At 66.4% G+C, this 25,321-nt stretch carries 22 protein-coding genes and 1 pseudogene; 10 read left to right on the top strand and 13 right to left on the bottom strand.

What is annotated here, in order from left to right:
* The first annotated feature begins 56 nt into the window (after nt 1-56).
* The gene (locus tag AC1DJN_RS08605) at nt 57-890 is read left to right on the top strand and encodes a ferredoxin--NADP reductase (RefSeq protein WP_478039084.1); all 834 of its coding nucleotides are present in this window, start codon (nt 57-59) and stop codon (nt 888-890) included.
* Here the strand turns inward: AC1DJN_RS08605 and AC1DJN_RS08600 are convergent.
* Nucleotides 790-1,269, bottom strand: coding sequence for a glutathione peroxidase (locus AC1DJN_RS08600; RefSeq protein ID WP_313113949.1), 480 nt, complete (start codon nt 1,267-1,269; stop codon nt 790-792). The two genes, AC1DJN_RS08605 and AC1DJN_RS08600, sit on opposite strands and share 101 nt — an antisense overlap.
* Before the next feature lie 159 nt (nt 1,270-1,428).
* Here AC1DJN_RS08600 and AC1DJN_RS08595 point away from each other — a divergent pair, with 159 nt between their 5' ends.
* Nucleotides 1,429-3,597 (top strand): M3 family metallopeptidase, encoded by a 2,169-nt coding sequence (locus tag AC1DJN_RS08595; protein ID WP_478039083.1) that lies wholly within the window; start codon nt 1,429-1,431, stop codon nt 3,595-3,597.
* Nucleotides 3,598-3,738: 141 nt separating this feature from the next.
* On the opposite strand, the gene cfa is transcribed toward AC1DJN_RS08595, so the two are convergent.
* From cfa to AC1DJN_RS08580, 3 genes are read right to left on the bottom strand one after another with little or no spacing between them, the layout of a single operon-like run.
* On the bottom strand, nt 3,739-4,854 hold the full coding sequence (gene cfa, locus AC1DJN_RS08590) for a cyclopropane fatty acyl phospholipid synthase (protein ID WP_032978815.1): 1,116 nt from the start codon (nt 4,852-4,854) through the stop codon (nt 3,739-3,741).
* Nucleotides 4,855-4,873: 19 nt separating this feature from the next.
* Complete coding sequence (locus AC1DJN_RS08585; RefSeq protein ID WP_025876745.1) at nt 4,874-5,755, bottom strand: DUF3298 and DUF4163 domain-containing protein; 882 nt, start codon at nt 5,753-5,755, stop codon at nt 4,874-4,876.
* A gap of 36 nt (nt 5,756-5,791) precedes the next feature.
* On the bottom strand, nt 5,792-6,094 hold the full coding sequence (locus AC1DJN_RS08580; protein WP_025876743.1) for a GNAT family N-acetyltransferase: 303 nt from the start codon (nt 6,092-6,094) through the stop codon (nt 5,792-5,794).
* 208 nt (nt 6,095-6,302) lie between these two features.
* Here AC1DJN_RS08580 and AC1DJN_RS08575 point away from each other — a divergent pair, with 208 nt between their 5' ends.
* Nucleotides 6,303-6,464: a hypothetical protein gene (locus tag AC1DJN_RS08575; protein WP_162887673.1), complete on the top strand. Its 162-nt coding sequence runs from the start codon at nt 6,303-6,305 to the stop codon at nt 6,462-6,464.
* A 58-nt stretch (nt 6,465-6,522) separates the two neighbouring features.
* Here the strand turns inward: AC1DJN_RS08575 and AC1DJN_RS08570 are convergent, their stop codons facing one another.
* Both AC1DJN_RS08570 and AC1DJN_RS08565 read right to left on the bottom strand, forming a co-directional pair.
* Nucleotides 6,523-7,149, bottom strand: a complete 627-nt coding sequence (locus AC1DJN_RS08570; RefSeq protein WP_478039082.1) for a rhomboid family intramembrane serine protease — start codon at nt 7,147-7,149, stop codon at nt 6,523-6,525.
* Nucleotides 7,150-7,156: 7 nt separating this feature from the next.
* Entirely contained in the window at nt 7,157-8,722 is a 1,566-nt protein-coding gene (locus tag AC1DJN_RS08565) for a POT-type proton-dependent oligopeptide transporter (protein WP_478013644.1), read from the bottom strand.
* A gap of 162 nt (nt 8,723-8,884) precedes the next feature.
* On the opposite strand from AC1DJN_RS08565, the gene AC1DJN_RS08560 reads away from it, so the two are divergent.
* Nucleotides 8,885-9,721 carry an endonuclease/exonuclease/phosphatase family protein gene (locus tag AC1DJN_RS08560; protein WP_025876740.1) on the top strand — a complete coding sequence of 279 codons (837 nt, stop codon included), beginning with the start codon at nt 8,885-8,887 and terminating at the stop codon, nt 9,719-9,721.
* 113 nt (nt 9,722-9,834) lie between these two features.
* Here the strand turns inward: AC1DJN_RS08560 and AC1DJN_RS08555 are convergent, their stop codons facing one another.
* Nucleotides 9,835-10,446, bottom strand: a complete 612-nt coding sequence (locus AC1DJN_RS08555) for a superoxide dismutase (RefSeq protein ID WP_005410310.1) — start codon at nt 10,444-10,446, stop codon at nt 9,835-9,837.
* A 220-nt stretch (nt 10,447-10,666) separates the two neighbouring features.
* Here AC1DJN_RS08555 and AC1DJN_RS08550 point away from each other — a divergent pair, with 220 nt between their 5' ends.
* Together AC1DJN_RS08550 and AC1DJN_RS08545 are read left to right on the top strand one after the other, a co-directional pair.
* On the top strand, nt 10,667-11,125 hold the full coding sequence (locus AC1DJN_RS08550) for a guanyl-specific ribonuclease (protein ID WP_442252337.1): 459 nt from the start codon (nt 10,667-10,669) through the stop codon (nt 11,123-11,125).
* Complete coding sequence (locus tag AC1DJN_RS08545; protein WP_442252336.1) at nt 11,122-11,535, top strand: barstar family protein; 414 nt, start codon at nt 11,122-11,124, stop codon at nt 11,533-11,535. Before AC1DJN_RS08550 ends, AC1DJN_RS08545 begins: the two co-directional genes overlap by 4 nt.
* Before the next feature lie 122 nt (nt 11,536-11,657).
* On the opposite strand, the gene AC1DJN_RS08540 is transcribed toward AC1DJN_RS08545, so the two are convergent.
* Together AC1DJN_RS08540 and AC1DJN_RS08535 are read right to left on the bottom strand one after the other, a co-directional pair.
* A complete protein-coding gene (locus tag AC1DJN_RS08540) occupies nt 11,658-13,412 on the bottom strand; it encodes a hypothetical protein (protein WP_478039081.1) in 1,755 nt (584 codons plus the stop codon).
* A gap of 10 nt (nt 13,413-13,422) precedes the next feature.
* Nucleotides 13,423-14,022, bottom strand: a complete 600-nt coding sequence (locus AC1DJN_RS08535; protein WP_025876727.1) for an NfuA family Fe-S biogenesis protein — start codon at nt 14,020-14,022, stop codon at nt 13,423-13,425.
* A 90-nt stretch (nt 14,023-14,112) separates the two neighbouring features.
* Here AC1DJN_RS08535 and AC1DJN_RS08530 point away from each other — a divergent pair, with 90 nt between their 5' ends.
* The 3 genes from AC1DJN_RS08530 to zupT all read left to right on the top strand — a co-directional run bounded on the left by AC1DJN_RS08530 (nt 14,113) and on the right by zupT (nt 15,783).
* Nucleotides 14,113-14,463, top strand: coding sequence for a 4a-hydroxytetrahydrobiopterin dehydratase (locus AC1DJN_RS08530; protein ID WP_025876725.1), 351 nt, complete (start codon nt 14,113-14,115; stop codon nt 14,461-14,463).
* The gene (locus AC1DJN_RS08525; protein WP_025876723.1) at nt 14,460-14,876 is read left to right on the top strand and encodes an energy transducer TonB; all 417 of its coding nucleotides are present in this window, start codon (nt 14,460-14,462) and stop codon (nt 14,874-14,876) included. Before AC1DJN_RS08530 ends, AC1DJN_RS08525 begins: the two co-directional genes overlap by 4 nt.
* 97 nt (nt 14,877-14,973) lie before the next feature.
* Entirely contained in the window at nt 14,974-15,783 is an 810-nt protein-coding gene (gene zupT / locus AC1DJN_RS08520; RefSeq protein WP_025876721.1) for a zinc transporter ZupT, read from the top strand.
* Nucleotides 15,784-16,330: 547 nt separating this feature from the next.
* Here zupT and AC1DJN_RS08515 read toward each other — a convergent pair.
* Complete coding sequence (locus AC1DJN_RS08515; protein WP_478039080.1) at nt 16,331-17,305, bottom strand: RluA family pseudouridine synthase; 975 nt, start codon at nt 17,303-17,305, stop codon at nt 16,331-16,333.
* A 406-nt stretch (nt 17,306-17,711) separates the two neighbouring features.
* On the opposite strand from AC1DJN_RS08515, the gene AC1DJN_RS08510 reads away from it, so the two are divergent.
* Nucleotides 17,712-20,969 (top strand): Rne/Rng family ribonuclease, encoded by a 3,258-nt coding sequence (locus AC1DJN_RS08510; protein WP_442251543.1) that lies wholly within the window; start codon nt 17,712-17,714, stop codon nt 20,967-20,969.
* A 115-nt stretch (nt 20,970-21,084) separates the two neighbouring features.
* Here AC1DJN_RS08510 and AC1DJN_RS08505 read toward each other — a convergent pair whose 3' ends face one another.
* The 3 genes and pseudogenes from AC1DJN_RS08505 to AC1DJN_RS08495 form a co-directional block, all read right to left on the bottom strand.
* The gene (locus tag AC1DJN_RS08505; protein ID WP_478039079.1) at nt 21,085-21,969 is read right to left on the bottom strand and encodes an endonuclease/exonuclease/phosphatase family protein; all 885 of its coding nucleotides are present in this window, start codon (nt 21,967-21,969) and stop codon (nt 21,085-21,087) included.
* Nucleotides 21,970-21,971: 2 nt separating this feature from the next.
* A complete protein-coding gene (locus AC1DJN_RS08500; RefSeq protein ID WP_478039078.1) occupies nt 21,972-25,139 on the bottom strand; it encodes a discoidin domain-containing protein in 3,168 nt (1,055 codons plus the stop codon).
* A pseudogene (locus AC1DJN_RS08495) lies at nt 25,136-25,321 on the bottom strand (carbohydrate ABC transporter permease); the annotation flags it as partial. The pseudogene AC1DJN_RS08495 and the gene AC1DJN_RS08500, both read right to left, overlap by 4 nt.

Here is a 25,321-nt window from a genome sequence, read left to right as displayed (position 1 = left end):
GAGAACCTGTCTCATTTGAGATAGAATTGTCCCGACGACTTCCGATAGATACGCCCATGTCCTCCGCTTTCGGCGCCGAAACGGTGCTTGAGGTCCGCCACTGGACCGACGCCTACTTCAGCTTCACCCTCACCCGTGACAGCGGTTTCCGCTTCGAGAACGGCCAGTTCGTGATGATCGGCCTGGAGACCGATGCGCGGCCGCTGCTGCGCGCGTACTCCATCGCCAGCGCCAACTGGGAAGAACAGCTGGAATTTTTCAGCATCAAGGTGCAGGACGGTCCGTTGACCTCGCGCCTGCAGCACATCAAGCCAGGCGACAAGGTACTGGTCGGCAGGAAGCCCACCGGCACCCTGCTGATCAGCGACCTGCACCCGGGCAAGCACCTGTACCTGCTGGGCACCGGCACCGGCCTGGCACCGTGGCTGTCGGTGATCAAGGACCCGGAGACCTACGAGCGCTTCGACAAGGTGATCCTGTGCCACGGTGTGCGCTACGAGAAGGACCTGGCCTATCGCGATTATTTCGAGAAGGAACTGCGCGAGCATGAGTTCCTGGGCGAAATGGTCGGCGACAAGCTGCTGTACTACCCGGCGGTGACCCGCGAGCCGTTCCCGAACCAGGGCCGCCTGACCTCGCTGATGGAAAGCGGCGAGATGCAGCGCACGCTCGGCCTGCCCGAGCTGAACCCGGAAAACGACCGCGCGATGATCTGCGGCAGCCCGCAGATGCTGGCCGACCTGCGCACCGTGCTGGACAGCCGTGGCTTCCAGACCCCCCCGCTACCGGTCACAACATCGCCTCGATGCCGCCGCGCAGCTGCTCCGGCTTGGTGGTCGGAGCATAGCGATCCACCACCTGGCCTTGGCGATCGACCAGGAACTTGCTGAAGTTCCACTTGATGCGGGCGATACCCAGCAGCCCGCGCTTCTGCTGCGACAGCCATGCCCACAGCGGGTCGGCACCCTCGCCATTGACCTCGATCTTCTGCGACAGCGGGAAGCTGACCGGGTAATCGATCGAACAGAACTGGCGGATCTGCGCGGCATCGCCCGGCTCCTGCGCGCCGAACTGGTTGCAGGGAAATCCGATCACCACCAGGCCGCGATCACGATAGTCCTGCCACAGCTGTTCCAACCCGGTGTACTGCGGGGTAAAGCCACAGCGGCTGGCCACGTTGACCAGCAGCAGCGGACGGCCCTGGTACTGCGCCAACGCCTGCGGCTGGCCTTCAAGGTCGCGGAAGCTGAAATCGTAGGCAGTGGTCATGGCGGATGGCCGTGGGCGGTGATTGCATGGTACCCGGGCAGCCGCCCAGGGGGTGGCCCTGCTGCGGAGCGGCTTTGCCAACATGCCTTTTGACACAAGTGCGGGCGCGCCGGGCCGGGTTACCCTCGGGCCCTTGTTTGCCTTACCGGAGTATCGACCTTGACCACCCGCCTTGCCCTTGCCGTGGCCATGACCCTCGGCCTTGCCCTGCCCGCCTATTCGGCCAGCGCCGCCGCCCCGGCCGCCGCTGCCAATGCCCAGCAGGCCAATCCGTTCTTCGCCGACAGCCCGCTGCCGCTGCATTTCCCGCAGTTCGACAAGATCAAGGACAGCGACTTCGCCCCGGCCTTCGACGCCGGCATGGCGCAGCAGCTGAAGGAAGTGGAGGCGATCGCCAACACCAAGGCCAAGCCGACCTTCGACAACACCATCATCGCCCTGGAAAAGAGCGGTGACACCCTGGACCGCGCGACCACCGTGTTCTTCAGCCTGGTCGGCGCCGACACCAACGACACCCGCAAGAAGCTGCAGGCCGACTATTCGGCGAAGTTCGCCGCGCACAGCGATGCGATCGCGCTGAACGGCAAGCTGTTCGCACGCATCCAGGCGCTGTATGACAGCCGCACCACCCTGGGCCTGGACGCTGAAGGCGTGCGCCTGGTCGAGAAGTACTACGACAACTACGTGCGCGCCGGCGCCAAGCTGTCCGAGGCCGACAAGACCAAGCTGAAGGAAATGAACGCCGAGCTGGCCAACCTCGGCACCAAGTTCAGCCAGAACGTGCAGTCGGAAGTGAACGCTTCGGCGATCACCGTCAACGACGTCAAGGAACTGGACGGCCTGTCCAAGGAGCAGATCGCCGCTGCCGCCGAAGCCGCCAAGGCCCGTGGCCTGGACGGCAAGTACGTGATCACCCTGCTCAACACCACCGGCCAGCCGCCGCTGACCAACCTGGCCAACCGTGCCCTGCGCCAGAAGATCTACGAAGCGTCCACCACCCGCGGCAGCCGCGGCGGTGAGTTCGACAACACCGCGCTGGTCGCGCGCATCATGCAGCTGCGCGCCGACAAGGCCAAGCTGATGGGCTTTGCCAACTTCGCCGCCTACAACCTGACCAACCAGACCGCCAAGACCCCTGAAGCGGTCAATGCGATGCTCGGCAAGCTGGCCCCGGCAGCGGTGGCCAACGCCAAGCGCGAAGCCGCCGACCTGCAGGCAATGATCGACCAGGAACAGAAGGCCGCCGGCAAGCCGACCTTCAAGCTGGAGCCGTGGGACTGGGCCTTCTACAGCGAGAAGGTGCGCCAGGCCAAGTACAACTTCGACGAATCGCASCTGAAGCCGTACTTCGAGATGAAGAACGTGCTGGAGAACGGCGTGTTCTTCGCCGCCAACCAGGAATTCGGCCTGACCTTCAAGCAGCGCACCGACCTGCCGGTCTACCACGATGACGTCACCGTCTATGACGTGTTCGATGCCGACGGCAGCCAGCTGGCGATCTTCATCTTCGACCCGTACGCACGCGCCTCCAAGCGCGGCGGTGCGTGGATGAACTCGTACGTCTCGCAGTCCAAGCTGACCGGTTTCAAGCCGGTGGTGGCCAATCACCTGAACATTCCCAAGCCGCCGGCCGGCCAGCCGACCCTGCTGACCTGGGATGAAGTGAGCACCACCTTCCACGAGTTCGGCCATGCCCTGCACGGCATGTTCTCGAACGTGAAGTATCCGTACTTCTCGGGCACCGCGGTGCCGCGCGACTTCGTCGAGTTCCCCTCGCAGGTCAACGAGATGTGGGCCGACAATCCGGCCATCCTGAAGAACTACGCCAAGCACTACCAGAACGGCTCGGCAATGCCGCAGGCACTGCTGGACAAGGTGCTGGCCGCGGCCAAGTTCAACCAGGGCTTTGCCACCACCGAGTACCTGGGCGCCGCCATGCTCGACCAGCGCTGGCACCAGATCGGCCCGGACCAGGTCCCGGCCGCCAAGGACGTGATGGCCTTCGAGCGCGCCGCGCTGGAGAAGGACGGCATCTACTATGCGCCGGTTCCGCCGCGCTACAGGACCCCGTATTTCAGCCACATCATGGGCGGCTACTCGGCCGGCTACTACGCCTACATCTGGTCGGAAGTGCTCGACGCCAACACCCAGAAGTGGTTCCGCGACAACGGCGGCCTGAGCCGCAAGAACGGCGACCACTTCCGCGCCACCCTGCTGTCCAAGGGTGGCAGCGTGGATGCGATGCAGCTGTTCCGCGATTTCGCCGGGCACGAGCCGCAGATCGAACCGCTGCTGGAAAAGCGTGGCCTGACCGGCACCGGCAACTGATCGCCGGCACCGCATAGCGTGAAACGAAAACCGCCCGGGAGACCGGGCGGTTTTTTTGTACGCCATCCACGCATTGCGTGGATCTACCGCAGGGTTGCGTGATCCCAGTAGATCCACGCCATGCGTGGATGCTCTTCCAGATCATCGCGGCGCCACGTATCCCCCGGGCACGCCCTCCGGCGACAGCACCAGCTGCCACAGCTGCGCATGCCGGCAGCGGAAGCTGGCCATCGATCCGGCCAGATAGAAGCGCCACATGCGCCGGAAATGCTCGTCATAACGTGCGTCCAGCCGTGGCCACGCCGCTTCCACGTTGCGCCGCCAAGCCTGCAGCGTCAGGTCGTAGTCGGTACCGAAGTTGTGCCAGTCCTCCAGCACGAAGCGCCCTTCGAACGCCCGGCTGATCTGCACCGCCGACGGCAGCATCGAATTGGGAAAGATGTAGCGGGCGATCCACGGATCGGTGCGGTGACGCGAAATGTTGCTGCCGATGGTATGCAACAGCAGCAGTCCCCGCGGCGAAAGACAGCGCCGGGCCACGTCGAAAAAGCTGTGGTAGTTCTTGTCGCCCACGTGTTCGAACATGCCGATCGAGAAGATCGCATCGAAAGGTTCATCAAGTTCGCGATAGTCCTGCAACCGGATCTCGATCGGCAGGCCAGCGCACAGCGTGCGGGCGAAGTCGGCCTGCTCCTGCGAGATGGTGATGCCCACGCCACTGACACCGTATCGTTCGGCGGCGAACTTCAGCGCCTCGCCCCAACCGCAGCCGATGTCCAGCACGCGTTGCCCGGGACGCAGCCCCAGCTTGCGGCACACCAGGTCCAGCTTGGCTTCCTGCGCGCCATCCAGATCGTCGGCATTGCGCCAGTAACCACAGCTGTAGACCAGGCGCTGGCCGAGCATCGCCTGGTACAGGTCATTGCCAAGGTCATAGTGGCGGCGGCCGACTTCATAGCTGCCCGCCCCGGACTGCAGGTTGAACAGGCGCGCCTTCAAGGCGTCGGCCACCTCGCGCCAGCCGTGCACCCGTTCGTCCAGGTGCGCCTGCATCAGGTGGTACAGGAACTCGTCGAGGACGTTGGCATCCCACCAGCCGTCCATGTAGCTCTCGCCCAGGCCGAGTGAGCCGTGCGCGATGACCCGCGCGAAGAAGCGCGGGTCATGCACCTGGATATCCTGCGGCCGGGTTCCATCGATCTGGACCCCGGCCTCGTGGAGCAGGCCGGTGACCCGCTCCTGCAACCCTGTATCCACGTCACCTCCTCGTCTACGGTTACCCGCGTGCGAACAGCTCCACGTAGTCCTTGGCCACGTGTGGCAACAACACCGAAGCCGGCACATCGGCGGTCTGGGTGCCGTCCGAGTATGGACCCACCTGGTAGGGCGGGAACACGAAGCGCAGCGCGGTGATCTGTCCCTTGTCGTCGGTCAGCGGCTGGAACTGGCTGAAGTTGTCGGCCTGCGGACCGGTGCCGTCGGCGATCATCCGCGAGGCGTTGCGCAGCGATTCCTGCAGCTGCGACGGGTCCATGTCCTCGCCGCTGAGGCGGGTGGCCACACGCTCGCGCAGCTGGTCGGCGACGAAATCGCTGATCGCTTTCCAGCCCTTGGCATCGGCCACCAGCTTGTCGGCGCTCAGCATCTGCTGCTGCGCCGGCAGCCACACGAAACGAGCCACCAGCGGTTCGCCATGGGCGCCGCCGGTGTAGCGGCTGCCGTCGGCACTGACCACCACCAGCTGCGGCGTCTCCAGCAGCTTCTCGAAGCTCAGCGACAGCTCRTAGGGCATGGTCGGCTTGTCGTTGCCCAGCCCGTCCAGCGCCTGCTGCAGATCGCTGCGGGCGGAGGTGGCATAGGCCTGCAGCGCGCGTGCCAGGCCCGGATAACGATCGATGCCCGCCGGGTAGCTGATGCCAACCACTTCACGTTCGTTGTTCTCGATCACATCGCGCAGATCCAACGGCGCTTCCGCCGCGGGTGCCTCGGCGGTGCCGGTGGTTTCGGCCGCAGGTGCGGCATCGGTGGCCGGAGCCGCCTCGTTCTCGCGCTGGCAACCGGCCAGCAACAGCACGCCCATAGCGCCGGCCAGCACGCTGGCGTGCAGTGGCCGGTTGTTTCCAATCTTCATCGGGATCCCCTGTTCATGTTCATGCATCATCGCCTGCCTTGGCTGAAGGGTGGCCCGCTGGATTCAGCCCACAAGCAGATCGTGGTACTCCTCGTGCCGCTGCAGGAAGGCCTCGGCATAGGCACATGCCGGCACCACCTTGTACTTCTGCTCACGGGCGAAACGCAGTGCGACCCGGGTCAGCTCACCGGCAATGCCGCGGCCGGCGATCGGCTCGGGCACTTCGGTATGGGTGATGACCATCCGCCTGCGCTTGATCTGGTACTCCAACAGTGCCACCTGCCCACGCACACGGGCGGTGAAACGGTGATTGACCTGATCGTGTTCGACCTCGTAAGCCAGACCGGGGGGCGTGACCGAAGCCATGGGACTGTCTCCTGCGGCGACTGCGTGGATGGTGCGCACGYGGGCGCCATGATCGCGTGAAGCCTGAACAGGGACAAGTCTGCGCCCGTTGCGTCAGTTGTTGCCCTCAAGCTTCAGGCCAACCGGCCGCTAACCCCTCTGCAGGGGTGCGCCAGCCTGGCATGCCCCTTGCGACAGTTGACCAAGCGATCTGCCGTGGAGGCCCGTGATGCACCCCAGCGATTCCCAATCCGATACCGATCACGCCCTGCTGGAGGGCCTGCTGCAACTGGCCGTGGAGGGACAGACCGAAGACCAGGCGTTCCAGAGCATCGGCGAGGAAGTGTTCTCCCGCCTGCTCGATACCTACGGTCAGCAGACCCGGGCCTGACCCGGAGCGGGGCCGCGGCCCCGGGGGTCGGATCCAGTGGATCCGACCCCGGCCACCCTCAGCCGCCGCCGAGGCGGAAGGTCGGGTTGGACAGTTCGCGCAGGAAGTGACTGAAGATGCTCGGCTGCATGGCCAGCATGAAGATCACGCCGAACGCMGCACCGGCCAGGTGCGCGCTGTGGTTGATGCGRTCRCCRCCSCGCTTGTCCATCCAGATGCTGTAGCCGACGTAGAACGCGGCATAGACGATCGCCGGCGCCGGGATGAAGAACACCAGGATGATCGACCACGGCTTGATCAGGATGAAGGCGAACAGCACCGCCGACACCGCSCCSGAYGCMCCSAGGCTGAGGTAGYTSGGGTTCTTCTGGTTCTTCAGRTAGCTSGGCAGGATCGASACCAGCAACGCACCSASRTAGAACGCCGGATAGRYCAGRTAGCTGCCGGTCAGCTGCACCATCACGCTCTCGATGAACCCCCCGAAGAAGAACAGGGTGATCATGTTGAAGATCAGGTGCGACCAGTCGGCATGGATGAAGCCGTAGGTGATCAGGCGGTCGTACTGGCGGTGGCGATCCACCGCCGGCGGCCACAGGATCAGGCGGTCGGCCAGCTTGCGGTTGTTGAACGCCATCCACGACAGGATGGCGGTGATGGCGATCAACAGCAGATTGACGGGGGTCATGTCAGGCTCAGGCGGTGCGGTAGTTGTCGACCATACGATAGCGTCGTGCATACCAACCAAAGGCCAACGCCGCGATGAAGGCGAAGCCGGCGAAGAAGAACATCAGGAATGCCGCCTCGCTCAACCCGGTCCCCGCGATCTGGTGGGTCACCGTCTCGTTGCGTACGGCCGCATTGGACAGCAGCACCCACAGGTTGCCGATGGTGGTGGTCAGGTTCCAGAAGCTCATCACCACGCCCTTCATCGCCTGCGGGGCCTGGCTGTAGGCGAACTCCAGGCCGGTGGCCGAGACCAGCACCTCACCGAAGGTCAGCAGCGCGTACGGCAGCATCTGCCAGAAGATSGACATCGCATTGCCGCCATCCATCACCACCTGGATGCCACCCACCACGATCCAGGCCAGGCCGCTGAAAGCGATGCCGGCGGTCATCCGGCGCAGCGCGGTGGGCTCGAAACCGAAGCGGCGCAGGGCTGGGTACAGCACCAGGTTGTTGAACGGAATCAGGATCATCACCAGCAGCGGGTTCAGCGCCTGCATCTGCGAGGCGGTAAACCAGCTCGGCATCTGCATCTGCTGGCCCTGCAGCACCCAGGTCGAAGCTTTCTGGTCGAACAGCGAGAAGAACGGCGTGGTCAGGGCGAAGATCACCAGCACGCGCAGCACCGAGCGCACGCCTTCCACGGCTTCGGCCGGATGCTGGCCGCGCGCGCGGTCCAGCTGCAGCCAGGTGCCACCACCGATGCCCGCGAGGATCGAGACCAGCGCCAGGCACAGGCAGATCACGATGCCGAGCGAGCCGATCAGGCCGAACGAGGCCACCGCCAGCACCAGGCCGAGCACGGCGATCACAAGGCCCGGACGGCCCTGGCCGGCCACCCGCGTGGTCAGCGCGGTGCGCACCACATTGGCGAACGAATGCGGGTCCTTCGGCGGCAACGGCACCAGCACGTAGCGCTTGCGGCCCAGCCAGAACACGAAGGTGGCGATGAACATCAGGATGCCCGGAATACCAAACGCCCACTGCGGGCCCCAGTTCTTCAGCACCAGCGGGATCAGCAGCGAGGCGAACAACGAACCGAAATTGATGATCCAGTAGAAGGCGTCGAAGACGATTTTGGCCAGGTGCTTGTTGCTCTGGTCGAACTGGTCGCCCATGAACGAGGCCACCAGCGGCTTGATGCCACCGGCACCCAGCGCGATCAGGCCCAGGCCGAGGAAGAAGCCGCCACGGCTGCCCTCGAACAGCGCAAGGCACAGATGGCCCATGCAGTAGACCAGGCTGAACCACAGGATGGTGTGGTACTTGCCGAAGAACTTGTCGGCCAGCCAGCCACCGAGCAGCGGGAAGAAATACACGCCGATCATGAAGCTGTGCATGATGTCCTTGGCTTCACCGGCACGGCCTTCGGCCGTGATTTCCTGCAGCAGCAGGGAGGTGATCAGGAACTGCACCAGGATGTTGCGCATCCCGTAGAAACTGAACCGCTCGCAGGCCTCATTGCCGATGATGTACGGGATCTGGCGCGGCATCTTTCCCTGGCCGGCGATGGGGGCGACTGCGTCGTGGCTCATCCTGTAAGGCATTCCTGCAAAACGAAAGGCGCAAGAGTACCGGAACCTGTGCGTGCGAAGCACGCTGCAGGGCTGCATGACAGGCGCGCCAAAGCATGGCAGGCATGTGCGGCCCTGCCGGAAGTCACGGAACCTGCACGGCAAAAGCGTAAACTTATCGTTATGCGCCCCCTCCCCTTTGCCCGCATTCTGTCCAGCTGCCTTGCCCTCATGCTGGCCGTGCCTGCATTGGCACGACCGCAGGCGCCGCCGGCCGCCGGCCTTGCCACGGAGGTGCGGCAATTGACCGTCGCCGCGCTGGAACTGCCCAGCCGTGATGAAGGGCAATGGAAGCAGCGCCGCGAACAGGTGCTGCAGCTGCTGACCGATCTGCAGCCGGATGTGATCTCGGTGCAGCAGGTCCTGCAGCAGCAAGGGCGCAACCCGGCCTGCTGGTTGGCCAGCCGGCTGCGCTACAGCTGCGATTTCGTYACCGCAGACCCGCCGAGCCAGCCGGTCCGGCATGGCAACGCGATGCTCAGCCGGCTGCCGGTCAGCGAGGACGGCGTCACCCTGCTGCATCCGCCGGGCACCTTCAGTGCCGCCGGCATGATGCGCCTGCGGCTGGGCGACAACGACGTCAACGTCTACGTCGCGCGCCTGCGGCCGGAGCCGGATGAGGCCACGGCCCGGCAGCATCAGACCAGCGACCTGATGACATGGATCGGCGCCACGGCCGAGGGCATGCCGAGCCTGATCGCCGGGGATTTTTCCGCAAGCACCGTCGAGCTGGTGCGCAGCACGCCCGGCTTCCAGCCGGCCCGGCGCAATCCCGGCGCACCGGCGGCCAGCGGCGGTGGCGCCAGTGGCCATGGGCTGGACGTGCTGTTCCAGGTCAAGCATTTCGGCGGCATCCGCCAGCAGGCGATCATGCTGCCCGCCGATGGCGACCTGCCCGGCCTGCGCCTGGGCGTGATGGCGACGCTGCGGCTGCAGGACGTGGCTGCCACCACCGAATGAGAACCATGAGGTTGCCGGCCAGCGGCCGGCACTACTGATGCGCAAACAAAAAAGGCCGGGGTCTCCCCCGGCCTTCTGTTGAAGCCGCCGGGCATGGCCCGGCGCTACCGTTCTCAGGCGATCGCTTCCTGGTAACGACGCTCGACTTCGTTCCAGTCGATGACGTTGAAGAACGCGCCGATGTATTCCGGACGACGGTTCTGGTACTTCAGGTAGTACGCGTGTTCCCACACGTCCAGGCCGAGGATGGGGGTGTTGCCTTCCATCAGCGGGCTGTCCTGGTTGCCGGTGCTCTCGACCACGACCTTCTTGTCCGGGGTCACGCTCAGCCATGCCCAGCCGCTGCCGAAACGGGTCAGCGCAGCCTTGGTGAAGGCGTCCTTGAACTTGTCGAAGCCGCCCAGGTCCTTGTCGATGGCCTTGGCCACGTCGCCCACCGGGTTGCCGCCAGCATTCGGAGCCATCACGGTCCAGAACAGCGAGTGGTTGGCATGGCCGCCACCGTTGTTGCGCACCGGACCCTGCAGGTTCTCGGGCAGCGACTTCAGCTTCTTCACCAGTTCTTCGACCGGCAGGTCAGCGTACTCGGTGCCTTCCAGCGCCGCGTTGACGTTGTTGATGTAGGTCTGGTGATGCTTGGTGTGATGGATTTCCATCGTCGCCGCATCGATATGCGGTTCCAGCGCGTCGTAGGCGTAGGACAGCTTGGGCAGGGTGTAGGCCATGATGCATCTCCTGATTGCGAGGGCACCCGACGGTGTCGGGCGTTGCGCGGTGAATGATGGGGACAGGCCGCCAGATTACCAAGGGGGATGTAAAGGAAATTGCGTCCTGCAGGTGAGCATGCCGGCAATTGYTACGCAGCGGTGACGCGGCGCGYGCCCTCATGCAGGGTGCAGCGCGCAGGCGCTACAGTGGGCGCACCACCCTCGCCTGCTCCTGCCCATGCGCAACCCCCGGCTGTTGATCACTGCCATCGTCCTGCTGCTGCTCGGCCTGGTCGTCAATCATTTCCTGCAGCGGCCGCCGCTGCCGCAGTTCGCGCCCGACCTGCAGGGCACTCCGGCGGCCAACGCACCGGCGCTGCGCAGCAACAGCGACAGCGACAGCGGCCTGCCCGGCTTCCTTCCGGCCGAGGCCCGCCAGACCATCGCGCTGATCCAGCGCGGCGGCCCGTTCCCGCATCGGCAGGACGGCAGCACCTTCGGCAACCGCGAACAACAGCTGCCACAGCGCCCGCGTGGCTACTACCGCGAGTACACCGTCGACACGCCCGGTGCAGGCAACCGCGGCGCGCGGCGCATCGTCACCGGTGGCAACCCGCCCGATGCCTGGTACTACACCGATGATCACTACGAATCGTTCCGCAGCTTCACCGTACCGCCCTCCGGAGAACGCCCATGAGCCACGATGATTTCGGCCTCGGCCTGCATGACATCAACAATGCCGGCGTCTACGCGATCGACAGCTCCGATATCAGCGCGCTGTCGGCAGCGATGCGCGATGCCGACCTGAAGGTGATCCGGATCGACCTGGAGGGCGTGGGCGACAAGCGCACCCTGCTGGCGCGGCTGGCCGCCCAGCTTGATTTCCCTGCCGGCTTCGGCGGCAACTGGGATGCACTGGCCGACAACCTGCGCGACCTGCAGTGGTTGCCTGCCCATGGCTATGCGCTGTTCCTGGCCGACGTCGATGCCCTGCGCGCCGGTGCAGGCAAGGAGTTCGACACGCTGCTGGACATCCTGGATGAAGCCAGCCGTGACTGGGTAGGTCGCGACGTCCCTTTCTGGGTGTTCCTGTCGCAGAGCGAATGACCTGGTAGAGGCCGACCTTGGTCGGCATGCACGTGAAGCGCATGGATCATCCACGCATGGCGTGGATCTACCCGGCGCAGCTGGATGCACAGTAGATCCACGCCATGCGTGGATGCGGCACCCTACCGGCTGCCGTTATCTTCCTGCAGCTCTTTCTTGAACGGGATATCCGGCGGCGGACGCGCCACTGCCGGCTGGTCCTGCATGTTCGGATCGGTGAGGCCACAGCCGCCACCGGCCTGCAGGATCGAGATCACGCAGGAAATCTTCGTGCTGGTACCCGGCAACGGAATCTCCATTGCCTTGACGCCCTTGCGCACCCACTCGGCGAGCAGCGATTCCTGCGGCACCCAATACTTGTCGAACGAGGTAGGCGTGTAGTCGTACGGCGGCCGCTTCAGCCATTTGCCGGACTCGGCGATGCGCTCCTTGCTCCACCCGTCGTTGGCCCCACCGGGTGCGCCACGCTCGGCCTTGCCGGCCCCGCCCTGGCCGGCCACGCGTACGCTGCCGTCAGCGTTGAACAGACCATCGCCCTTGCCCGCACTGGTTTGCGCGGCGCCCTGGTTGGCACCGTCGCGATTGCGGCTGGAGGCGCCCCAGTCGTCACCGCGGGCGGGCGTTGCCCAGTTGCCCGGGGCCGGTKCCGGACGGGCGCCCGCCTGTGCGGCGGCGGTACTGGTCGTCGCAGGGCGCGCCACGCTGGCGCTGTTCTGGGCCGAACTGCCGGCGGGTGCCGGCGTCGGCGTGGTCGCACTGCCTGCCGCAGTCGACGCGGCAGGTTGCGGAGCGGCAGCAACCTCCCGTTCGCGCACCTGCACCTCGCGCCCGGCAGGCGCACGCACCGTGGGCTCGCGCCCTGCGACGGTGGCCATGCGCACCTGCGGATCGGTCATCGCCTGCACTTCGCGCTCGCGCACCTGCACGTCGCGCTGCGGCACGCGTACCTGGATGTCGGTGGTGCGCATCGGCTGCGGCGCCACCGGCGCTTCGACCGTGCTGATTTCGCGCTCCTGCACCTGTACATCGCGCACGCGGGGAGCCTGCACTGCCACCTCGGGCGTGCGTACCGGCGTTGCTATCGGCGCAGCCTGTACCGGCTGCACGCTGCGCTCGCGCACCGTCGGAATGGTGTCGCGAGGCACGATGCTGACCTCGGTGCGCGGCAGTGCGACCGGCGGCACCACGAATTCGGCGGTCGCCTCTGCAACTTCGGTGGCCTGTACCGGCGAGGGCGGCGGTGCGGCCACCGGCGCCGGCTCCACCTCGGGCGGCGGCGGCACGCTTGCGGTCGGTGCCGTGGCAGCGGCAGTAGAAGACGGCGCAGGTGCAGACGGTTGCGGCCGGGGCGCTGTCGCCGCTCCGGCATCCTGGCCTGCGGCCATAGCACCGGCCTCCGCGGCGGCAGCCGCCTCGGCACCGGGCTGGTCGCCGCCGCCTTCCTGTGCAGCACGGCCGACGAATTCAATCTGCACGCGCTCACCCTCGCTGCCCTGCTCGTCCGGCGAAGACGTGCGGATCACCGCCACCCACAGCAGCAGCAGGAAGAACAACAGATGCAGCAACGCGCTGAGCAATGCCGAGGTCCAGCGCATCCAGCGCTGGTCACGCGGCGCCGGATCCCAGTCCTGCCAGAACAGGCGGCGCAGGGACGCCCATGGCCCCAGCGCCGGCAAGCGCCCCGGAGGCCCGGGCAGCGGCCGCGGCAGCAGCACTGCGATCACCTCGCGCGCGTGGAACGGACGCGGCAGCGGCGTCAGCGTCCGCAGCCAGATCGCCCAGCCGTACGGCAGGCCAGTGCTCTTCTCGAGGATGGGCGGTCGCTGCTGGCGCGCCAGCAGCAGGTCGATGAGTTGCTCGGCTCTGGGCAGAGGCACGCGTTGGCGATCAGGCGGCGTTGCCGCGCGGAATATACGGAGCGTGGCCGCTGTCGTGATCGGTAGCGTCACGCACCGCAGTCACCCCCGGCACACGGCCCATCAAGGTCTTCTCGATGCCCTGCTTGAGGGTGACGTCGGCCATGCCGCAGCCCTGGCAGCCACCGCCGAAGCGCAGCAGCACCACGCCGTCGGCCGAGACTTCCTGCACGGCGACCTTGCCACCGTGCGACGCGAGCTGCGGATTGACTTCGTTTTCCACCACCCAATGCACGCGCTCGACCAGCGAGGCGGCATCGCCGGGCGCTTCGCCCTTGATCCGCGGCGCCTTGATCGTCAGCTGCTGGGTACCAGCGGTACCGGGCACGATGTCGATCTCCGCGCCATCGAGCCAGCCAACGCTGCTTGCGTCGACATAGAGGGTGAAGCCATCACAGTCCACCGCCCACTCGTCGCCGAGCAGGTCGGTCGGCTCGGCGAACTCAAGCCGGGCATCGGCACGCGGGGTGCCAGGATCGACCGCACTCAAGCGCACGCCCATGCCGGGCACGCCCTCGCGTTCGATCAGCTTGCGGAAATGGGTCTGGGCAGTGTCGGAGATCTGGATCATCAGGCTATTCTAGCCAAGTAAGCGTCAGCCGCTCATTCGATTTATACACCGGCCGGCGCATTGTTCAGTCAACACGAGGTGGAGGAACCCATGGCCGACCTGATTCCGCTGGCACAGGCCCGTTGCGTGCCGCGCAAGGGCAGCGACCACAAGCTGGGCGAGGCCCGCCTGGCCGAACTGCTGCCGCAGGTTCCCGGCTGGGAGCTGGCCGAGGCCGGCCAGGCGCTGGTGCGCACGTTCCGCTTCAAGGATTACTACGCCACCATGGCCTTCGTGAACGCGCTGGCCTGGATCGCCCACGGCGAGGACCATCACCCGGACCTCGGCGTCCACTACGACCGTGCCGTCGTCCGCTACTCCACCCACGACGTGGGCGGCCTGAGCGAGAACGACTTCATCTGCGCAGCGAAGACTTCGGCCCTGACGGAGCAACTGAAATGAACGTGCGATTGCTGAGCCTGTCCCTGCTTGCCGTGACCGGCCTGGCCGGCTGCGGCACCTCCGAACCGCCGGCAGCACCGGCTGCCGCACCCACCGAAGTGGCTGCGGTGAAAACCCCGCCGCCGCAATACCCGCTGGAACTGGCCTGCACCGGCGTGGGCGGCACCAGCACCTTCAAGGTGGTGATCGGCACCGACGGCAAACCCAGCGAGGTCACCCTGCTGACCGGCGCGGGCAACCCGCAGCTGGACGATCTGGCAAAGACCGCCGTGCAGGGCTGGCAGTTCAAGGCAGCCACCCGCAATGGCGAGGCCGTACCGGCTACGATCCAGGTGCCGGTCAGCTTCAACCCGCCGCAACCCAAGCCGGACCAGTGCTTCGCCATCGAAGAAAGCCTGCGCCGCGGCGGCTGATCGCCTGCCGGTGACGAGGCCAGCCGACGCCCGCCTCGCCTTTGCCGCCCCGGCCCGTGCCGGGGCGATTGCTTGATGACAAGGAACGCGTCGGTACATGCTGCAGATTCCCCCCGAAAACATCTGGATCGCCCTGGCGGTCACCCTCGCTGCGGGCCTTGCCACCGCCATCGGCAGCCTGCTGGTGCTGTTCTCGCGTCGCCCCAATCCGCGCCTGCTGGCCTTCGGCCTGGCCTTTGCCGGCGGCGCGATGGTGTACGTCTCGCTGTCGGAGATCCTCAACAAATCCATCGCCTCGTTCGCGCTGGCCTATGGTGAACGCACCGGCTTCACCTACGGCACCCTCGCCTTCCTGCTGGGCGTGGTGGTGATCGTGCTGATCGACCACTTCATTCCCAACCCGCATGACAGCCTGGACAAGCAGGACCCGGCCTTCCGCGAGAACAGCCGCGAATACCTGAAGCGGGTCGCCCTGCTGACGTCGGTGGCGATCACCGCGCACAACTTCCCGGAGGGGCTGGCGACGTTCTTCGCGACGCTGGAGAGCCCGTCGGTGGGCATGCCGCTGGCCTTCGCCATCGCCATCCACAACATTCCCGAGGGCATCGCCATTGCGGTGCCGGTGTACTTCGCCACGCAGAACAAGTTCTACGCGTTCGCCGCCAGCCTGCTGTCAGGCCTGGCCGAGCCTGTGGGCGCGGCGATCGGCTATGTACTGCTTTCCGGCTCGCTGTCCCACGCCACGTTCGGCTGGGTGTTCGGCCTGATTGCCGGTGTGATGGTGTTCCTGGCGCTGGACGAGCTGCTGCCGGCGGCCAAGCGCTACGCCAAGGGCCACGAAACCGTGTATGGCCTGGTGGCCGGCATGGGTACGCTGGCGATCAGCCTGGTGCTGTTCAAGTGGTGAGGGATTTCCGGCCAACGGGCTGAGCCCCCCTCGCGGCTGGCGGAGCGAGATGCTGCGGTTGGGCCGGGCGAGGTGGGTATGCGGGGGACGCCGTAAACCCATCCATGGGGGCTTGGGCGCGCCATCCATGGCGCTTACACCCCCGCAAACCCACCTCGCCCGGCCCCTGACAGGCTACGTGCGTGCCAGCCGCGCGATGAAAGGATTAAAAACGAAGCCCGCGCTGCGCGCGTGAGTCGAGCGTGGCTCGACTCTGCAAAGGCTGCGTGCAGCCTGGGGTCTACGCTGCGGCTGTCGGGTCCGCCTTGTAGCGAGCCGAGCACCGCAGGTCCGGCGAGGGCGAAGAGGCGCGGGTGTTTGAGCGCAGCGAGTTCCGCGCCGCCCCTCGGCGGACCGAGGAGCACAGGGCACCGGCGCGCAGCGCTGGCTCGCGGATGGCGGCGTGTTTCTTTGGTTACTTTCTTTGCACGAGCAAAGAAAGTGACAAGCCCACTTATCGCAGGGAAACGACGGCTCCAGCCAAACGCCCGGCGCCGCCGAACCGCCCTTAGCGAAGTCGATCCAGCGCCTCGACCAGCTCATCGGCCAGCGGCGCGTTCAGCACATACGGGCTCTTGCCGTCGTCCAGCGCGAACTCCAGCGACGCGGCATGCAGGAACAGGCGCTTCAGCCCGATCTGCTCACGAAGCCGCTTGTTGACCGCAGGATCGCCGTATTTGTCGTCACCGGCTACCGGATGCCCCAGATGCTGGGCGTGCACGCGGATCTGGTGGGTGCGGCCGGTTTCGATGCGCACCTCGCAATAGGAATGGCCGCCCTTGCGCTCCAGCACCCGGAAATGGCTGATGGATTCCTTGCCGATCGCGTTGACCTGCACATGACGCTCGCCGCCCTGGCGCAGGCCCACGTGCAACGGCGCGTCGACCGTCATCACCCCGTCCGGCATGCGCCCGGCCAACAGGGTCAGGTAGCGCTTGCGGATACCGGCGCCGTGGTCTTCACGCAGCAGTGCCTGCAGCTCGCTCAGTGCCGAACGCTTCTTGGCCACGATCAACAGGCCCGACGTGTCACGGTCCAGCCGGTGGACCAGTTCGAGGGTCTGCCCGGGGCGCAGMGCRCGCAGGGTCTCAATGGCGCCGAAGCTGATGCCGCTGCCACCRTGGCTGGCSACGCCSGWCGGCTTGTTCAGCGCCAGCAGCCGGGCATCTTCGAAGACGATGGCCTGCTCCAGCCGACGCATGAACGCCTCGGGCGGACCCGCCTTGTCTCCCTCTTCGCTGAGACGAACCGGCGGTATCCGCACTTCGTCGCCGGCCTCCAGCTTGCGCTCGGCCTTGGCGCGGCCGCCATTGACGCGCACCTGGCCGCTGCGGACCAGCTTGTAGACCAGGCTGCGCGGGGCACCCTTGAGCTGGCCGAGCAGGAAATTGTCCAGGCGCTGGCCGGCGCGGTCGGCCGGAACGGTGATCATGCGCACGGAAGGCTTGTCGCCGGCCGGCTTGGTGGGGTCTTGTGCAGTCATCAGCCTGTTTATTCTGTTACACTCGGGGGGCGAGATAAGGGATTGATTTCGTTGGAAGTTACTCAGGGCCAGAAGCCCCGCTTCCGACGAATCCGGCACAGTGCGCGACCACCGCCCGCGGGGCGGCCATGTTAGCGGCTCACCGGCGTTCCCGGCCATCGCCGATTGCCTGACACGCAGTCGCGCTGAACATGTCCCGTGCGGCGCTCCAGCCTGGCTGACAGCTGCCTCCGGCCCTGCAACACCCAAAACCAGAAAATTGAAGCGCTCCCGCGGCCTGCCGTGGTGTCGTAGCGCTGGAAACCCAAGCCGCCCTCCCCGCGCTTGCGCGAATGGGCGGCGAGCCGTGTCCAGAGGCGAAACTCCATGGCGTTCCGCGCGGTAGCCGCTTGCGAGGAACGCAACAATGAAGCGAATGCTGATCAACGCCACGCAGGCTGAAGAGCTGCGTGTTGCCATCGTGGATGGCCAGTCGTTGTATGACATCGACATCGAGCAGCCGTCCAAGGAACAGAAGAAGTCCAACATCTACAAGGGCCGGATCTTCCGCATCGAGCCCTCGCTGGAAGCGGCCTTCGTTGAATACGGTGGTGGCCGCCATGGCTTCCTGCCGCTGAAGGAAATTTCCCGCGATTACTTCCAGGCCGGTGTCGACCACAACAAGGCCGGCATCCGCGAGCTGCTGAGGGAAGGCCAGGAAATCGTCGTCCAGGTGGACAAGGAAGAACGTGGCAACAAGGGCGCCGCCCTGACCACGTTCATCTCCCTGGCCGGCCGTTACATGGTGCTGATGCCCAACTCCCCCAGTGCCGGCGGTGTTTCCCGTCGCATCGAGGGTGAAGACCGGGCGGCCCTGAAGGACGCTCTGGACAAGCTGAACATCCCCGACGAAATGGGCGTCATCATCCGTACCGCCGGCGTTGGCCGCGATGCGGAAGAGCTGCAGTGGGATCTGGATTACCTGCTGAACGTCTGGCGCGCCATCGCCGAAGCAGCCCTGAGCAAGCCGGCCCCGTTCCTGATCTACCAGGAATCGCGCCTGATCGTGCGCGCCCTGCGTGACTACCTGCGCGCCGACATCGGCGAGATCCTGGTGGACACCGAGGAAATGTACGAGCACGCCAAGGAGTTCATGCAGCAGGTGATGCCGCAGACCCTGCGCAAGCTCAAGCATTACAAGGACGACATCCCGCTGTTCAACCGCTTCCAGATCGAATCGCAGATCGAAGGCGCCTACGAGCGCAACGTGCGCCTGCCGTCGGGTGGCTCGATCGTGGTCGACCAGACCGAGGCGCTGACTGCCGTCGACGTCAACTCCTCGCGCGCCACCAAGGGCAGCGACATCGAGGACACCGCGTTCCAGACCAACCTGGAAGCAGCCGAGGAAGTGGCCCGCCAGCTGCGCCTGCGTGACCTCGGTGGCCTGGTGGTGATCGACTTCATCGACATGGCCTCCAACAAGCACCAGCGCGAGGTCGAGAACCGCCTGGCCAACGCGCTGAAATACGACCGTGCACGCGTGCAGGTCGGCCGCATCTCGCGCTTCGGCCTGCTGGAAATGAGCCGCCAGCGCCTGCGCCCGAGCCTGGGCGAATCCAGCCAGATCGTCTGCCCGCGTTGCGACGGCCATGGCCGCATGCGCAGCGTCGAGTCGCTGTCGCTGTCGATCATCCGCGTCGCCGAAGAGCATGCGATGAAGGAGAACACCGGGCAGGTGCTGGTACAGGCCCCGGTGGAGATCGCCAACTACCTGCTGAATGAAAAGCGCGGCGCGCTGGGCGAAATCGAGAAGCGCCACGAGGCGCCGATCGTGATCGTTGCCGACGAACAGCTGCACACCCCGCATTACACCGTCACCCGCCTGCGCGACAACGAGCTGGGCGAGGAAAGCGGCAAGCCGAGCTACCAGCGTGGTACCCCGCGCAAGCTCCCGGTGCACGCGCTGACCAAGGGCCAGCTGAACATCCCGCCGCCGATGGTGACCCAGGTCAAGCACAACTCGCCCGCCCCGGTGCGCGAGGAAGTGGAACCGGTCGCCGCCCCGGCACCGGCACCGGTGGCCGCAGCGGCCCCGGCAGCCGCCGCCAGTGGCGGCGTCGTCGGCTGGCTCAAGCGCATCTTTGGCGGCGAGCCCGCTCCCGCTCCTGCGCCGGCACCGGCCGCACGCCAGCCGCAGCAGGATGGCGGTCGCCGTGACCGCAACAAGGATCGCAACAAGGACCGCAAGGACCGTCGCGAGGACAGCCGTGGCAACGGCGGCAATGGCAATGCGCAGCAGCAGAAGGACGGCGGCAACCGCAAGGACCGTGGTGAGCAGCGCAAGGATGGCCGCAACGGCGGCAACGGCGGCAACGGCAGCAGCCAGGCCAATGGCAATGGCAATGGCCAGCAGCAGCCGCAGCAGCAGGGCAAGCCGAAGGATGCCCAGCAGCCGCAGCAGCAGAACAAGCCGCGCAACGAACAGGGCCAGGGGCAGCAGCAGCCGAAGCTGAAGCAGCCGAGGCAGCCGCGCCCGCAGGACGGTGACAAGCCGGCCGAGAAGCCGCAGCGTGCCGCTGCCGAAGCCCCGACCGATGTCGTGACCGCTGCTGCTGCCGTGGCTACCACGACTGCGGTTGCGGCCACGGTTGCGGTGCAGGAAGAAAAGGCACTGGCACCGGCCGTCGCCACTGAAAACGTGGTCGACACCGTCGCGGCCGTGGACACCGCCGCAACGACCGATGCCGAGGTCGTGGTTGCGACCGGGGCTGCCGAGGATGCTGCGGCCGATGCCGCAGGCGATCAGACCGGCGAAGGCGCAACCCGCCGCCGCCGTGGCCGTCGCGGTGGTCGTCGTCGTCGTCGTGGTGGCGCCGAGAACGCTGCAGGTAGTGACGTACTGGGTGATGACCTGGACGACGGCGATGATGCCGAAGGCGAGGACAACGACGGCGATTCGGTCGAGCAGACCGCCCCGGCTTCGGTCGGCGCACCGGCAGCCGCCGTGCAGCCGTCGCGTTCGCAGCCGGAATTCGATTTCGATGACGAAGTCGAGCCGGCCGCCGCTGATGCCAGCAAGCCGGCACGTGCGCCGGTTGCAGTGGCTGCCGCGGTTGCCCCGGTTGCTGCCGTAAGCAGTGCCGTGGTCGAGGCAGCCGCTCCAGTGGCCGCCGCAGTGCAGACTCCGGCTCCGGTGGAAGCAGTCGCCAAGGTCGAACCGGCCCCGTCGCCGGTGCAGACCAGCATGCTGGATGCCATCGATGCAGCGACGCCGGTGCAGCCGGCGCCTGAAGCGGCTCCGGTGATCGAGGCGAAGCCGCCGGTGGTCGAGACCGCTGCTGCGATCGAAGCCGCTCCGGTCGCTGAACCTACCGCGGTGGTCGAAGCTGCACCGGTGGCCGAGCCGAAGCCGGTGGTGGCCGATGTTGCGCCGGTGGTTGAAGCTGCTCCGGCAGTCGAACCGAAGGCCGAGGTTGAAGTCGCCCCGGTCGCCGAGCAGCCGGCAGCCCCAGTGGCTGTCGAAGCCGCACCGGTGGACGCCGCTGCGCCGGTCGCCGATGCGGTCGTGCCGGCGCAGGTCGACCCGATCGCCGATGGCCATGCCGACGCTGCCGCACAGGCCGCTGACGCGCAGGCGTCGGAAGAAGACGAAGACGCCGGCAAGCGCACGCCACCGGTCGCCTGATCGATCCTTGATCGGCAACAACGAAACGGCGGGGATCGATGATCCCCGCCGTTTCTGTTTGTGACGTATCAGATGCCGTAGCGAACGCCTGCCGCGTCGCCACGCGAGGCCGCTATCAGGGCTTCGGCGCGAACTGCAGCCGGGTCCACACCCCGTAGTGATCGGAGGCCCAGCGGCCGCCGTCATCAGGCTGGTCGAACAGGATCTTCGCTTCGCGCGCGACCATCTCGTCCTGCTGGAAGAAGATGTGGTCGATSCGCGACGGCGCCTGGTAGTAATGGCGGTTGAGCGTGCTCACMYSSGCCAGSTCRKTGTTGACGTGCACGCTGCCGWAGCTGTCGCCGTAGTGGYTGCGCAGTTCGCTCAGATCGCCSGCATCSACCAGGGCGTTGAAGTCGCCGGCAATCACCACCGGTGCCCCCGCAGAACTGCCGGCGATGAAACGCAGCAGATCCTCGACTTGGCTGCGGCGGATGCGCTGGCCGGCGTCGTCACTGCGCTCGTTGAGATGGGTGGCATAGACATTGACCGGCCTGCCCTCCACGTCGATGCGCAGGTGGGCCACGGTGCGGTAGTCATCCAGCGGCAGCAGCAGGTGCTCGCCATGCGCCAGGATCGGGCGCCGGGTCAGCAGCGCATTGCCATAACGCTTGGGTGCACCCACCGGATCGGTGGACACGAATACGTACCGGTAGCCGAGCTGGCTGGCCAGCCACTGCGCCTGGTTGCGGACGTTGCGCTTCTGGATCACCTCCTGCAGCGCGACGGCATCGGGCTGCAGGCGCTTGAGCTCGGCCACGATCGTGCGACGACGGCTGGGCCAGTCCTCGCGGTCGTGGTGCAGGTTGAATGTGACCATGCTCATGCCGGGTTCGCCGACCGCTGTGGCCGCGCCAGCCGCGCTGGCCGGCTCAGCGGCTGGCGCCAGCCCGGGCAGGGCCAGCGCGATCGCCAGCCCCAGCGCGCAGAAACCGCGACCGATTCCGAGCGGACCTCGCATGCTTACTTTTCCTTGCGTTCGGCGCGGCGCACCGCGCTGGGCACATCGATCTCGACGCGTGCCGGCAACTGGTGCACATGCAGCTCGTTGTTGACCCATTCCGCCGCCTCGCCGTTGACCGTCGCCTGGCCCGGCTCGCCTGCATACGGCCATGGCAGCACCACGCCACCGGCCGGCGACACCAACCCGGGCTGCACTTCCAGCACCAGCTGCTTGTCGCTGCGCTGCAGGCGATAGTTGAGCTGCCCCTGCGGCGTGCGCAGGCCCTGCACGGCAATGCCCTCGCCCTGCAGCCACGCCACCGGGATACCGGCGGCCAGCACCAGCGCCTCATCCGCATCGCGGTTGTAGCCGAACATGTCCAGCGCCGAACGGACGAAGTCCGAGGCCACCCAGGCATGCGGCAGGTCACCCACGAAGAACGGCTTGCGCGGCGTGCGCGAGACGACCTCGGCCCACTGGTTCCAGGCCTGCGGCGCACGATCCTTGAAGAAGAACTCGGTGGCCTGCCAGGCACGATCACGCCATCCCAGGCGCACGAACGCGGCGACGTTGCGCCATTCGTACGGCGTGTAGTCCTTCCATTCGCGCTTGCCATCGCGGCGCGCGACGAATTCGTTCCAGTAACGCTGGAAGGTCGCGTCCAGCGCCTCCTGCGGCAACCGCCCCTGCTCGCCGCCCGGCGCCAACGCGATCGTGGTGGAGGTGGCGTCGAAGTCACCCAGCTCGGCCGAGCCCGGCAGGTAATCAATGCGGTGCTGCTGCATGGCCGCCAGCASCGAGGCCTGCAGGTCATCACGGAACTGATCGCGCGACTCGCTGATCTGCATCGCCTCGACCTTGCCCAGCTGCGCCGCCAGTTGCGCGGCGTCCTTGTAACCACGCAGCGCCCAGAAGTTGTCCCAGTACGAATGCATCGGCTTGGCCGAATAGCCCTCGTGGCTGATCGAGGCCGGCATCATCCCGTAGAAGGCAGGATTGCGCGCGCGGTTCTCCTCGGTGCGCTCGCTGCCGCGCAGTTGCTCCATGTAGCTGTAGGCGCCCAGCACATGCGGCCACATCTGCTCGAGGAAGGCCGTGTCGCCGGTATAGCGGCCGTACTCGGCGATGTTGTAGATCAGTTCGCCGTGGCTGTCGTTCTCCGGCACCGGGTCGCTGCCACGCGCATCGACGCAGCACGGCACCTTGCCGTTTTCAAACTGATAGGGCGCATACCAGGTCACGTAGTCACGCACGGCATCGCTGCGCCCCATCCGCAGCAGGCCTTCGGAGATCATCGCGCCATCGCGGATCCAGCTGCGTGCATAGGAGCGCGTACCGGGCTGCAGGCGCGGGCCGACCCGCGAGATCAGCATGTGCGCCACCGCGGTGCGCAGGGTTTCCACCAGCGGTTGGCCGGCGGCGGGCACCTGCAGGGTCACCACGCCCAGCTTGTCGCGCCACATCGTCGCCACCTGCTGCTGTGCCTTGGCCACGTCCAGCGCCTGCGGCGCCCAGCTGCCGGTCTGCGGCAGCACGATCGCCACCTCGCGGCTCTGCCCGGGTTCGAGCTTGATCGTGTACAACAGTGCGCCGGACGCCATGCCGGTCGGGTCCTTCACCGCAGTAGTGCCGGGCAGCTTGCCGCTGGCCAGGTGCATCGCATCCAGTTTGCCGTCGAAGCTGCTGGCAAAGCGCGCATCCGGTACCTGCAGGGGATACAGCCGCGGTTCGCCATTGATGCGCACCAGCTGCTCGCCCACGTCCAGGCTGTCGATGCGGCTGAAGCCGCCCACGGTGTTGAGGAACTGGGTGGGTGGATTGACCTGCCACGGGCGGATCGCCAGGGCCAGGGTGTATTCGTGCGCGACCTTGTCCGGATTGCTCAAGCGGTAGCGCCCGATCAGCTGGGCGCGTTCGGGCGTGCCCTGCACGAAGCTGGTCACCGACAGGCCGGCCTTCTCGTGCACCCAGTCGACCGTGGCGATCGGCAGGTAACGATCCTGCAGCGACTGGCTGATGGCAACGTTCGACCAGTCAAGCAGCTTGCCGTCGAGGCGGATGAACGGCTCGATGCTGAAGCTGCCCTTGGCCGGCTCCAGCGCACCGTCCTCGCTGATCAACGCCTGTTCCTGGCCACCGTCCAGGCCAAGCAGCGTCCAGTACGGTTGCTCGCCAACGTAAGCGCGCGGCAATGCGCCACGCGGCAGGTCGGCCGCCACCGAGGACAGGAAGGCATTGGGAGTCGCGGCGAACGCCAGCGGCTTCAGGGTGATGTCACGGATGCCGTAGCGCCAGTTCGGCCCGCCCTGCAGGTCGAAACGCACGTAGCGCGCATCGGTGTCGGGCAGTGCCAGCCAGTCCCGGCCTCCGGCACCTGCGGTCACTTCGCGCACGGTACGCCAGTCACGGCCATCCTCGGAGATACGCACGGTGTAGCGGTTCGCTTCCAGGCTGGGCAGCCAGTCGATCACCGCACCGCCGATCTCGCGGCTCTTGTGCAGGTCCAGGCTGATGGTCTGCTGCTTGACCCCACCGCTGATCCAGAAGGTATCGGACTTGCCGTCGATCATCCGGTCCTGCAGCGCGGTTGCGGTATCGGCGATCACCGAGGGCCGCAGCGCCGAATCATCCTGCGCGGGCAGCCCCTGCAGGGTCAGCTTGTCGAAGCACACGGTACCGCGACCGCCGACCTTGCTGTAGACCGTGAATTCCATCGACGCGCTGCGCGCCATGTCCTTCTCTGGCGATGGCCCCCAGGCCTTGTCGATCTGCCGGCGGCGGTACTCCACCGGCGTCCACGCCTTGGGGAAGGCATAACCGGGGCGGTTGACCCACCACACGTTGTCGCCGCTGGCGTCGATCAACTTGAACTGCAGGTCATTGGACGGCGAATCACCGCGCAGCTGGAAGCCGAAACGATAGTTGGCCGGGTACTCGATGTTCAGTGGACGACGGATGCCGACGTAACCGGAGACCTCATGGAAGTCGTAATCCAGGCACAGCGCGCGGCCACCGCCAGCGCCACTGACCGGCCGCAGCGAGCCGCTGACCTGGTCGGACAACACCAGCTTCCAGGCGCTGATGTCGTCGAAATCATCCAGCACCTTCGGCGCGGGCAGCGCCGGTGGTGCGGCGATCGCCAGGGAAGACCACAACAGGCCCAGTCCAACGGCGATCGCACGCATCATCCCTTCACACTCCCCAGCAACAATCCTTGGATGTAGTACCGCTGCAGCACCAGGAACAGCGCCAGCACCGGAACCACGGTGACCACTGCGCCGGCCATCATCATTTCCACGTCCATGATGTGTTCGCGCGAGAGGGTGGCCAGGGCCACCGGCAAAGTGTAGTGCTCCTGGTCGGTCAACAC

The organism is Stenotrophomonas sp. 05L414_2 (assembly GCF_056397905.1).
This window is presented reverse-complemented; position numbering and strand designations above follow the sequence as displayed.